Annotated in this window: 8 protein-coding genes and 1 pseudogene; 5 read left to right on the top strand and 4 right to left on the bottom strand. The window is 73.5% G+C overall.

The annotated features are described in order from the left end of the window. The first annotated feature begins 69 nt into the window (after window positions 1-69). Window positions 70-558 carry a YybH family protein gene (locus FH609_RS27565; protein ID WP_139673466.1) on the top strand — a complete coding sequence of 163 codons (489 nt, stop codon included), beginning with the start codon at window positions 70-72 and terminating at the stop codon, window positions 556-558. 91 nt (window positions 559-649) lie between these two features. Then, window positions 650-1,441, top strand: a complete 792-nt coding sequence (locus FH609_RS27560) for a GNAT family N-acetyltransferase (protein ID WP_139673463.1) — start codon at window positions 650-652, stop codon at window positions 1,439-1,441. Window positions 1,442-1,477: 36 nt separating this feature from the next. Here FH609_RS27560 and FH609_RS27555 read toward each other — a convergent pair whose 3' ends face one another. The 3 genes from FH609_RS27555 to FH609_RS27545 all read right to left on the bottom strand — a co-directional run bounded on the left by FH609_RS27555 (window position 1,478) and on the right by FH609_RS27545 (window position 6,806). After that, on the bottom strand, window positions 1,478-3,136 hold the full coding sequence (locus FH609_RS27555; RefSeq protein WP_139673460.1) for an MFS transporter: 1,659 nt from the start codon (window positions 3,134-3,136) through the stop codon (window positions 1,478-1,480). Between the two features lie 230 nt (window positions 3,137-3,366). Continuing rightward, window positions 3,367-4,458: a family 43 glycosylhydrolase gene (locus FH609_RS27550; protein WP_139673457.1), complete on the bottom strand. Its 1,092-nt coding sequence runs from the start codon at window positions 4,456-4,458 to the stop codon at window positions 3,367-3,369. Between the two features lie 332 nt (window positions 4,459-4,790). After that, on the bottom strand, window positions 4,791-6,806 hold the full coding sequence (locus FH609_RS27545) for an elongation factor G (RefSeq protein ID WP_139673624.1): 2,016 nt from the start codon (window positions 6,804-6,806) through the stop codon (window positions 4,791-4,793). Between the two features lie 379 nt (window positions 6,807-7,185). On the opposite strand from FH609_RS27545, the gene FH609_RS27540 reads away from it, so the two are divergent. The 3 genes and pseudogenes from FH609_RS27540 to FH609_RS27530 all read left to right on the top strand — a co-directional run bounded on the left by FH609_RS27540 (window position 7,186) and on the right by FH609_RS27530 (window position 10,564). Next, window positions 7,186-9,150 (top strand): hypothetical protein, encoded by a 1,965-nt coding sequence (locus tag FH609_RS27540; protein WP_139673455.1) that lies wholly within the window; start codon window positions 7,186-7,188, stop codon window positions 9,148-9,150. Window positions 9,151-9,249: 99 nt separating this feature from the next. Then, the gene (locus FH609_RS27535; RefSeq protein WP_139673452.1) at window positions 9,250-9,648 is read left to right on the top strand and encodes a hypothetical protein; all 399 of its coding nucleotides are present in this window, start codon (window positions 9,250-9,252) and stop codon (window positions 9,646-9,648) included. A 4-nt stretch (window positions 9,649-9,652) separates the two neighbouring features. Beyond that, a pseudogene (locus FH609_RS27530) lies at window positions 9,653-10,564 on the top strand (IS5 family transposase). A gap of 89 nt (window positions 10,565-10,653) precedes the next feature. Here the strand turns inward: FH609_RS27530 and FH609_RS27525 are convergent. Then, entirely contained in the window at window positions 10,654-11,037 is a 384-nt protein-coding gene (locus FH609_RS27525; RefSeq protein WP_139673446.1) for a peptidase inhibitor family I36 protein, read from the bottom strand. Window positions 11,038-11,178 lie beyond the last annotated feature (141 nt).

Below are 11,178 nucleotides of genomic sequence, written 5' to 3'. Positions count from 1 at the left end.
GGGACTTGAGGTTGTCTGCTGGGGCGTGACGGGAACGACCCGCCACCGCCACGCCCGAGGAGCACCGCCATGAACGCCACGCCCGCCGCCGTTCCCACGCCCGAGGACGAGGCCGCCATCCGGCGGCTGGTCGCCGACGCGTCCGCCTACCAGAGCGACGCCGAGCGTCTGCTGCCGCTGCACACCGCCGACGCGACCGTGGTCAACTTCGGCGGCCGCCGGGTCGCCGGCCGGGACGCGCTGGAGACGGCGATGCGCGCCGCGTTGGCCTCGCCGCTCGCCGACGTGACCACCTCGGTGGAGATCGAGGCGATCCGGCTGATCCGGCCCGATGTGGCGATCGTCGCCTCGATCAAGAACGTCTACGACGGGCGCGGCCCCGACGCGGACGGCGAGGAGGCCGTCCCCCTGCCGGCCAGCTCGGGCCGGCTGACCTATGTGCTGGTCAGGGAGGGCAGCGAGGTTGACAGCGAGGGGGACAACGAGGGGGACAACGAGGGCCGGGACGGCGGCGGTTGGCGGATCACCTCGGCCCAGACCACGCCCATCCTCAGCTGACCTCGGACGTCCCGGGGAGCCCGACGCCGGGCCCCGCGCCGCCGAAAACCCGCTGGGCGGCGCGGGGCCCGGCGCCGTATCGTTCCCGCCCATGACCTCGACCGCCGACCCGGCCGCCCAACTCCCCGCGCTGCGCGCCTTCCTGGCCGCCTTCGCCCGCCGCCAGGCGCCCCGCGTGGACGAACTCCCCTGTGGCTTCGCGGTGGTGAACGAGGAGCTGCCGCACTCGCGCGCGGACAACCAGCTCTTCGTGGACCGCGCGGTCGATGACCCCACGGCCCTGCCGGCGCTTGTCGACCGGGCGCTGGCCGGGCTCGCGCACCGGCTGGTCACCGTGCTGGACGACGAGACCGGCCGGGCCCTGGCCGCGCCCCTGACCGAGGCCGGCTACGAGCACACCGTCGATCTGCTGATGGTCCATCAGGGGCCGGTGCCGGCGGCCGAGTCGGAGCGGCCACGCGCCGAGGTGGTCGACCTCGACGCGCTGCGCGCGCCCCTGACCCGCCGCTGGCGCGGCTTTCTGCCGGGCGCGGATGACGAGACGCTCCGGCAGCTGGTCGAACGCCGCGCGGTCCGCCAACGGGGCGCCCCCGTCGTGCGGTTCGTCGGGTCCCGCACGGAGAGCGGCGAGGTCGCCTCGTGGGCCGACCTCTATCTCGACCCGGCCGCCGGGCTCGCCCAGATCGAGGACGTGCTCACCGCCGAGGAGCACCTGAGCGGGGGCCACGGCAGCGCCGTGATGGGCGAGGCGCTGCGCCTGGCGGCCTCCGCCGGCTGCGCCACCCGGTTCCTGATCGCGGAGGCCGACGACTGGCCGCGCCACTGGTACCGGCGGCTGGGCTTCGTCCCCGTCGGCCGCATCCACTGCTTCGAACGCGGCTGACGGGGACCTGCGGGCGCGGCCGCGCCCCGAAACGGCTCAGGCCGAGCCGCTCAACGCGCCCTCGCCCGGGCGGCGTTCGCCCCGTTCACCAGGCTCGCCCCGTTCACCAGGTTCGGCCCGCTCCTCCGGCTCCGCCCGTTCGCCCTCCGGGCCGTCGCCGGCGGCCGCCGGCTCCTCGGCCCCGATCGGCCGAAGCCCGCGCAGTCCGCGCAGCGCCAGCCAGGCGACGACCAGCATCAGCCCGGAGCTGAGCATCGTGATCAGCCCGGAACCCGAACTGAACGCGTCGCGCGCCGAGTTGAGCAGCGTCTCGCCGGCCGCCCCGGGCGTCTCCCCGGCGACGGCCACCGCGCCCGGCAGGCTGTCCTCGGCGAACTCGGCCGCCTCCGCCGGCAGTTGCTCCGGGCTCTCGCCGTCCATCCGGCCCCGGTAGACCGCCGCGCCCACGCTGCCCAGCACCGCGATGCCCAGCGCCATACCCAGCTCGGTGGCCGTCTCGGAGAGCGAGGACGCCGCCCCCGCCTTCTCCGGCGGCGCCGTGCCCAGCACCAGGTCCGTGCCCAGCACCATCGCGGGCGACAGCCCGACCGCGCCGACCAGCAGCCCGGTCACCGTCCAGGCCAGCGAACCGGGGTCCACCGACATCAGCGCATAGCCCACCGCCGCCACCAGGAACCCGACCGCGACCACCCGCCCCGGCGGAACGCGCCGGGCCACGGCCGGCGCCACCATCGAGCCCACGATCATGCCCGCCGTCATCGGCAGCATCCACAGGCCCGCCCGCAGCGTCGACATGCCCTGCACCATCTGGAGGCCCTGGATGAAGAAGAGCATCACCCCGCCCGAGGTGAAGGTGGCGAGCAGCAGCAGCGTCAGCGCGCTCGTGAACGAACCGTTCCGGAAGAGCCGGATGTCCATGAGGGGCGCCGGCAACGTCCGTTGCCGCCGCACGAACAGTAGCCCCATCAGCGCGCCGAACACCAGCGAGGCCAGCGGCAACGTCGCCAGGCCGTCCTTCGCCAGCTCCTTGATCCCGTAGATCAGCGGGATCATGGTGGCCAACGACTGACCGACACTGATCGGGTCGAGCCGTCCCGGCTTGTCGTCCCGGTACTCCGGCAGCAGCAGCGGCCCGGACACCAGCAGCACCACCATCACCGGCACGCCCAGCAGAAAGACCGAGCCCCACCAGTAGTGTTCCAGCATCACCCCGCCCAACACCGGGCCCACGGCCGCGCCGGCCGAGAAGCAGACGATCCACACGCCGATCGCCATCGATCGTTGCCGGACGTCCTTAAACATGTTGCTGATCAACGCCAGCGTGCTGGGCATCAGGGTCGCTCCCGCGACGCCCAACAGCGCTCGCGCCACGATCAGCATCAGCGGCGAGGTGGCGTAGGCCGCCGCCACCGAGGCCGCGCCGAACGCCGTCGCGCCCAGCAACAGCAGCTTCCGCCGCCCGATCCGGTCACCGAGCGTGCCCATCGTCACCAGGAAGCCCGCGATCATGAAGCCGTACACATCGAGAATCCACAGCAGCTCGCTGCTGCTGGCCCCGAGATCCGCGCTCAGCTGCGGCGCGGCCAGATGCAGCACGCTGATGTCCAGCGCGAGCAGCAGCGTGGGCAGCGCCAGCACGCCCAGCCCGACCCACTCGCGCGCCCCGGCTCTCCCGGTGGCCTCGTCGACCGTCATCACACGGCCCTCCCCTCACATTGTTCTCACCCTCTCAGGCGCGAGACGCGACCTCGCGACCGGCAGATCCGGTCTAGCGGCGGCACGGCGGCACGGCGGCACGGCGGCGCGGCGGCGCGGCCGGCCCGGCGCGTTCCGGGTCCGGCGGGAGAACGGCGGGCCGGCCGTTCCCCGCCGTGCGGTGCGATGGCGGGGGAACGGCCGGCCCGGTCGGGCGGGGACCCGGCGGGCTACTCGCCCGCTGGGCCCGGGAGTTCGACGCCCTCGGCGACCGGGGTGCCGAGGTTCGGCGTGCCGTCCGCGTTCCAGTGCACCGGCTGCGCGCGGCTGGTCCGGGTGCCGCTACAGCCGTCGGACGGCGAGGAGTTGGCGTGGTAGACGATCCACGTCTCGCTGCCGTCCGGCGAGGTGAAGAACCCGTTGTGTCCCGGGCCGTAGACGCCGGCGGCGTCGTCGCGCTGGAAGATCGGCTCGGGGTGCTTGACCCAGCCGCCCGGGTCCATCGGGTCGCCGACCAGCTCCAACATGCCCAGCTTGTAGTCCGGCGTGTTGCAGTGCGAGGCCGAGTAGACCAGGAACGTCCGCCCGTCGTGGCGCAGGATCACCGGGCCCTCGTTGACGCTGCCGCCCTGCTGCTCCCACGCGTGGGTCGGCGTGGAGATCCGCACCCCGGGCGCCGCCGGGGTCCAGGGGTTGGTCAGCGGGGCGACATAGAGGTTCTGGGTGCCGCCCTCCCAGAACGAGTACAGCAGGTAGAGCCGGCCGTCCGGCATCGTCAGATAACTGCTGTCGATCATCCAGCGGTTGTCGCCGTACGGGTCGATCTGGCCCCGGTAGGTGTACGGGCCCAGCGGGTCGTCGCCGGCGCTCTCCAGCACGTGGACGTGCTGGTGGTCGATGTTCCCGGCGACGCCGGCCGAGTACGTCAGATACCAGCGCGGCCCGTCCGGGCCTTCCAGGCGGTGCAGCTCGGGCGCCCAGAAGTTGCAGCACCGGCTGGGGTCGTTCTCGGTGTAGACGGTCACCGGCTCGGCGTTCCGCAGCCCGCCGAGGGTGTCGGCGACCCGCATCTCCCAGTGCGAGGCCCAGGTGGTGCCCAGGTGGTAGTAGCGGCCCTCGTGTTGGACGATCCAGGGATCGGCGCCGTTCTCGGCGACGATCGGGTTGCTGAACGCGGCGGTCGGCGCCGGGTCGCTGGCCGGCGTCTCCTGCGAGGCGCCGGCGGGGCCGCCGGCCTGGAAGAGCAGCAGCAGGCAGCCGAGCAGGGCTGCGGTCAGAGCGCCCAGCCGCCGCTTGCGGCGGAGGGGGTGAGGGGATCTCATCGCGGCTCCAGTGAGGGGACATGTGTGGGGACCATGCGTGCGCCGGGCGCGGCAACGACCGGAGCGGTCGGCCCGCATGTTCGACATGCCGAACGAATGTCGATATCCCGGAAACGCGAGGGTAGGGCGGAGCCGGGTCCCGGTCCAGGGACAAAACCGGCCCGTCCCCCGAGGTAAACGTTCACCACGCGCGCGGGGCCGGCCAGGCCCCAACTCCCGTGCCAGAACCGGCGGATGGAGAACGGGGCGTGGCGGCGCCGTCGAGTTGGTGTGCCCGGCCGTCGTGTGACGGCCGGGCCGGCGCCATCGGGAGACCGGGTGGTTCCGCGCGGTCACGCGTAGCCGGTGCCCGACGTCCCCAGGGTCAGGTACCGCTTGTACTCGTGGGCGTCCAGCGGGTTGCCCGTGTGGCGCGGCCGGCTCGGCGGGGTGCCGCGCATCCGGCGGTCGCCCTCGGGGCGCGACAGCGCGATGCCCTCGCCACGGGTCAACTCCGGTAGCGCGGCCAACAGTTCGGGCGCCAGCCGGCTCGGCACCTCGGCGGTCAGGAGCCAGGCGTCCCCGCGTTCGGCGGAGGTGAGCACCCGGCCCTCGACCGTGGCCAGTTGGGCGGTCACCGCGCCGAGGGTGTCCGGCGGGATCTCGATCTCCAACGTCAGGCAGGGCTCGAAGACATGGGTCCCGGCGGCCCGGAGGGCCCGCATCAGCACGACCGGGGTCAGGCCCCGGAAGTCGGCGGCGACGCTGTTCGGCGCGTGGTGCCCGACCCGGAACAGCGTGACCCGACAGTCCGTCACCTCCCAGTTGTACAGGCCCTGACGCAGGCTGTGGAACACGGCCTCCGCCACGGCCTGGTGGAACGCGCGCGGCATCGCGCCCCACTCCACGTTCCGCTCGAACCGCACCCCGCTGCCGGGCGGCAGCGGCTCGACCCGCAGGCCCACGGTGGCCCAGAACTCGTTCGGTCCCCGCTTCCGCAGCTCCGACAGCGACTCCCCGACGCCCGCCGGGCGCTCGAAGTAGACCGGGGTGACCGGCGCGAAGACCGCGTCCACGCCGAAGTCGCGGCGCAGCCGCTCGCCGATCACCTCGCGCTGCACCGCCCCGTAGAGCAGCACGCTGAGCGTCCCGTCGAACGCGGTGCGCGTCCTGATCAGCGGGTCCTCGTCGGCCAGCGCCGTCAGCGCCGCGTGCAGGGCCACCTTCTGCTCGGGGCGGGCCGGCGCCACCACGGTCTCCAGGCTGGGCGGGGCGAAGTGCGCCGGCTCCGCCGCGCGCGGCGGCGAGCCGATCCGGTCCCCGATGCGCACCCCGGGCAGCCCGTGCAGCCGCCCGATCTCCCCGGCGCGCAGCGGCCGTTCGCCGGGCCCGGGCCCGGGCCCGCCGGCATCCGGGCCGACGCCTGGCGCGACCACCTCGATCCGGCCGATCCGGCCGCCGAACTCGCCCTCGGCGCCCCCGGGTTCGCGCCGCCGGAAGGTGACGCGCCGCCGGGCGCGCAACTCCCCGTCGAAGAGCCGCAGATACGCCACCTTCGCGCCGTCCGCGCCACGTTCCACGGCGAAGACCGTGCCGGCGGGCGCGGACGCCTCGCGCGGCTTCCGGGGCGGCGACAGCGCGGCCAGCGCCCTGGTGAGCGCCGGCACCCCCTCCCCGGTGAGCGCCGAGCCGGCCAGCACCGGGTGCGCGAGACCGGCCGAGGTGTGGGCCGCCAGCAGCGCGCCCAGCTCGCCGCCGGACGGCGGCCGGTCCTCGACCAGCCGGGCCAGCAGCGTCTCGTCCCGCTCGGCCAGCGCCTCGGCGACCTCGGCCGCCACCGCCGGTTCGGCCAGCGAACGCGCCAGGGCCACCGCCCGGCGGCTGCCGGCGTCGAGCACCGTGGTCAACGGGACGGCGGCCGGCGTCAGCCGCGCCCGGATGTCGGCGAGCAGGGCCGCCGGGCGGGCCCCGGCCCGGTCGATCTTGTTGACGAAGAGCAGGGTGGGCAGCCCCATCCGGCGCAGCGAGCGCATCAGCACCCGGGTCTGCGCCTGGACGCCCTCCACGGCGGAGAGCACCAGCACGGCCGCGTCCAGCACCGAGAGGGCGCGTTCCACCTCGGCGATGAAGTCGGGGTGTCCCGGGGTGTCCACGAGGTTGATCCGGCGGTCGCCGAGCGCGAAGGGCGCGACGGCGGTGCGGATGGTGATGCCGCGTTCGCGCTCCAGCTCACCGGCGTCGGTCCGGGTGTCGCCGGTGTCGACGCTGCCCAGCCGGGCGATGGCGCCGTTGTCGAAGAGAAGTCGTTCGGTCAGGCTGGTCTTACCCGCGTCGACGTGGGCGAGCACGCCGATGTTCAGAGTGGACAGGGGCACGGAGGTCCTCGGAGATCAGGAAGGAACGAGTGGGCGCTTCGACTGCTCCGAAGTGACGCCGCATCTGCCTCTCCTGTCCGTTTCCGATCACATATTCCGTGTCCATGGGTGACGGTCGATACCCGGTCCGGGGGGCCGTCCGCCCGGGCAGCGTACTCGCGCCACGGTGTGGCGCGAGTCATTTATACGTCGGCGGCGCGACCGCGCGGACGGGACGACCGAAACTGGCCTGAACAGGGCGGAAACGGACCGGTGTTCGCTGGTTCCCGTAGCGCCGGTGCACCTAGAGTGAGCAGACGCTCCACGGGGGGCGTCGCCCGGCGGCGGCCGATGCCGGCGTGGGCGTGCAGCGGACATGCGGAGTCGGCCCGGAATGGTGTACCAGGTTCCACCGGAGACAGCACACTTCGTCGATCGGGAGGACGAGCAGGCCCGGGCGTTCCGCGCCGTCTCGGAGTGGAAGGGCGCCTCCCGGCCGCTGTGCCTGGCCCTCAGCGGGCTGGGCGGCACCGGCAAGACCGAGCTGGCCTACCGGCTGGCCCGCACCCTGCGCGACCGCTACCCGGACGGGGTGCTGCACGTCGACCTGGACGACCTGCGCCGCGACGGCGCCGTCGAAGTCACCGACGCGCTGGGCCAGTTGCTCGCCGCGCTGGACATCGAGGGCCGCTGGCTCGACCGGACCCTGCGCGACCGCAGCCGGCAGTACTGGGACCGCACCGACGGCCGCCGGCTGATCGTGCTGATCGACAACGCCCGCACCGCCGCCGAGGTGGTGCCGCTGCTGCCCGCCTCCGGCGACAGCCTGGCCATCGTCGCCAGCCACGGCCCGCTCTACGACCTGGAGAGCGGCTCCGCCGTCGAACTGCCGCTCGCCCCGCTCACCGACCGGGACGCCGCCGAGCTGCTGCGGCTGATCGTGGACGACCCCCGACTCGTCGAGGAGCCGGAGGCGGTCGGCGGGCTGCTGCGGCTCTGCTCGGGGCTGCCGGCGGCGCTGCGGGTCGCCGGGCAGTGGATGCGCCGCCACCGCAGGCGCCCGCTGGCCCGGCTGCTGGCCGAGCTGGACGCCGAACTCACCGACAGGGGACTGCCGATGGTCGAAGCCGTGTGGGACGCCGCCTACCGTTCCCTCGACGCGAACGCCGCCCTGCTCTACCGGCTGGTCCCGCTCCTCCCCGGCGGCTCGTTCACCGCCGAGGGCGCGGCCGCGCTGCTCGGCCGGGGCCGCGAGGCGGCGGACGACGCGCTGGACGCGCTGGAGACGGCCGGCCTGCTCGACCCGAGGGGCCAACGGACAAGGCTGCCCGACCTGTTGCGCGCGCACGCCGAGCGCAGGGCGCGGGAGGACGGCGACGAGGGCGAACGGCGGGCGGCCGCGACCCGCGTCGTCCGCTGGTATCTGCGACAGGGCCAGCGCGCCGACCTGCTGGCCGCCGGGCCACGCCTGACCGTGGCCGCGCCGGCCGGTCCGGTGCCCGGCGCGCCGGACGTCGAGTTCGGCGCGGGCCGGCCCTCGGACGCCCACCGCTGGCTGGAGGCCGAACGGCACGCGCTGCACGGCTCGGTGGCCCTCGCGCTGCGGCTCGGGCTGCACGCGGAGTGCTGGGCGCTGGGCGAGCCGCTGTGGACGCACTTCCTCGACCACCCGCACCACGCGGAGACCGCCGAGTCCTTCGGCCTGGCCATCGAGGCCGCGCAGCGCGACGAGCACCCGCCGGCCCTGGTGCGGATGCGCAGCCAGCTGGCCCGAGTCCACTGGGAACGCGGCGAGTTCGAGGAGGCGGCCGCACAGCTGACGCAGGCTCAGGCCACCGCCGCGCTGCTCGGCGAGGGGGAACGGGACCGCAAACTCGCCGCATCCGTCGTGGAGTTCAGGGGCACCCTGCACGGCAGGCGGGGCGACTGGCAGTCGGCCGCCGCCGACTTCGCCGAGGCCCGGCGGGCCCACCGGGCCATCGACAACGCCTACGGCGTGCTGCTCGGCACCTACCGCCTCGGCGAGGCGCTTGCCGCGCTCGGCGAACTGGGTCGCGCCGAGGAGCTGTTGGTGCAGGCCCGCGCGGGCGCCGAGGAGCAGCGACGCGAACGCATCGCGGCCCGCGCGGCGTTCGCCCTGGCCGGCGTGCTGCGCCGCCTCGACCGCCCCGCCGAGGCCCGCCCGCTCTACGAGGCGGCGCTGGCCGCCGCCCGGGCGCGCGGCGCCGACTGGGACGAGGCGCGGGTGCTGCGCGCCTACGCCGACCTCGCCGACGAGCAGGGCGAGGCAACGGAGGCGGCCCGACTCCGCGCCGCCGCCGAGGCGATCGAGGAACGACGCGGGGCCGCCGCCGGCTGAACGGCCCTAGGGCGTGTCTGACAAATGATCACGATAGGGGTGACCGCGTCGTGGATGAAGAGATGCCTTTCGCCCAGGCCAACGATCTACGCTGGCTCGATGGGGAACGATCGACGCGTCCGCCACCTCGTGGTCGACAAGGCCGTCTGGCATTGGACTGTCCGGCATCGGGTGAGACCGGACTACGCTGACTGCCGGCTGACGCTTTCTCTCTTCCCAGAGGTGCCAGCGCAAGGCGTTCGACGCCGATTGGCCCTGGTCTTTGCCCCGGGCCCGGACAGAATCGTTTCGAACTCGTACTTCGAGGCGGGCACGGTCGTGCGCCTCCCGGACCGCGCCTGGCTCAACCTCTACGAGCCGGGAACGGTTCGACGCCTGCTCGACGCCGCGGCGCCTGCTCTGGACACCCGGCCATCGGTGCAGAACCTCGAAGTAGACGGCTGGCCCCACTTCGCTGAAGTCGTGGACCACGCCAATGCCGCTGAGACTCATACTTGATCTTGTGGCTGGTCGTGGTGAGTTGACGGATGCGGCGTGGGAGCGGATAGCTCCGTTGTTGCCGGTCTTGGATGGTCGGGGGCGGCCCTGGCGGGATCATCGGCAGGTGATCGATGGGGTGCTGTGGCGCTTGCGGACGGGGGCTCCGTGGCGAGATCTGCCGGAGCGGTATGGGCCGTGGCAGACGGTCTACGAGCGGTTCACCCGGTGGGAGTCCGACGGCATGTGGGCCCGATTGCTGGAGCACGTTCAGGTTCGTGACGATGCGGTTGGCCGCGTGGAGTGGACGGTTTCGGTGGACTCGACCGTCAACCGGGCTCACCATCATGCCGCCGGCGCCCGGAAAAAGGGGGCCCGGACGGGGACAGACTGGAAGATCCGCAATGCTCGGCGGCGCGGCAGGCCCTCGGCCGGTCCCGCGGCGGACTGACTACGAAGGTCCACCTGGCGGTGGACGGCCGTGGCCTGCCCCTGTCGTTTGTCGTGACGGCCGGGAACGTGAACGACTCCACGATGTTCGACGCGCTGCTGGGCGCCATCAAGGTGCCCCGCGCCACGGTTGGCAGGCCGCGACGCCGTCCCGACCGGGTGTTGGCCGACAAGGCGTATTCCTCTCGGGCCATCCGGGCCTGCCTGCGGCGACGCGGCATCCGGGCCACCATCCCCGAACGCTCCGACCAAGTGGCCAATCGCAAGCGGCGCGGCACCCGCGGCGGCCGGCCACCAGCCTTCGACAAAGAGCAGTACAAGGGCCGCAACGTGGTCGAGCGCTGCTTCAACCGTCTCAAGCAGTTTCGCGCGATCGCGACCCGCTTCGACAAGCTCGCCGTCCGCTACCAGGCGGGACTACACCCGGCCTCGCTCACCTTGTGGCTCCGCGACACCGCAGCATGATCATTTATCAGACACGCTCTAGCCGAACGGGCCTCCCCGTTCCCCCGCGAGGGGAAGGCCCCTTCAGCCGTTCAGTCCTTCAGCTGTCCTGCCCGGCAACCGCTCAGTCCTTCAGCACTCGCCGCCCCAGCGGGCCCACTCGAAGGTGGCCGGGCCTGAGACGATCCGGGAGTCCGGCGTGTCCGACGGGTAGTGCAGGCAGCCCGTCACCGCCGTGCCATCCCCCTTCGCCACGCGGTACCAGATGTGGTCGGCGCCCGGGTGGTGACGGCCGTTGTTGTAGATGGCGATGCCCGTGCTGGACGTGAGGTTGGTCTCGATGTCCCCCTGCGATATCAGCGTCGGCCTGCCCTCGAAGCTCGGGGTTTCCCAGACACAGACATGGCGCTCCGGGCAGTGGGACTTGGCGGCCGACGCCGAGGGCGCCAGGGTCAGGGTGGTGGCGGCGACGGCGAGCGCGGCCCCCGCCGCGCCGACGGTCCTGCGGAAACGCATGGGTTCCCCCTCCGTTGCGTGAGCCCGCCGGGATCGGCAGACGTCCTCAGCCTGGCGCGGCGGAAGGGGAGTTGGGCGAGGCTTCACTCCTGCGTGAACGGTCGCCGATAACGCGCCGCCGATGCTAGGGACGTCGAATGA

Origin of the sequence: Streptomyces sp. 3MP-14, assembly GCF_006334905.2 — a bacterium.
GTDB classification, from domain to species: domain Bacteria; phylum Actinomycetota; class Actinomycetes; order Streptomycetales; family Streptomycetaceae; genus Streptomyces; species Streptomyces triticirhizae.
Note: the sequence above shows the minus strand (reverse complement) of the source record. Positions and strands in the feature narration are given on the sequence as shown.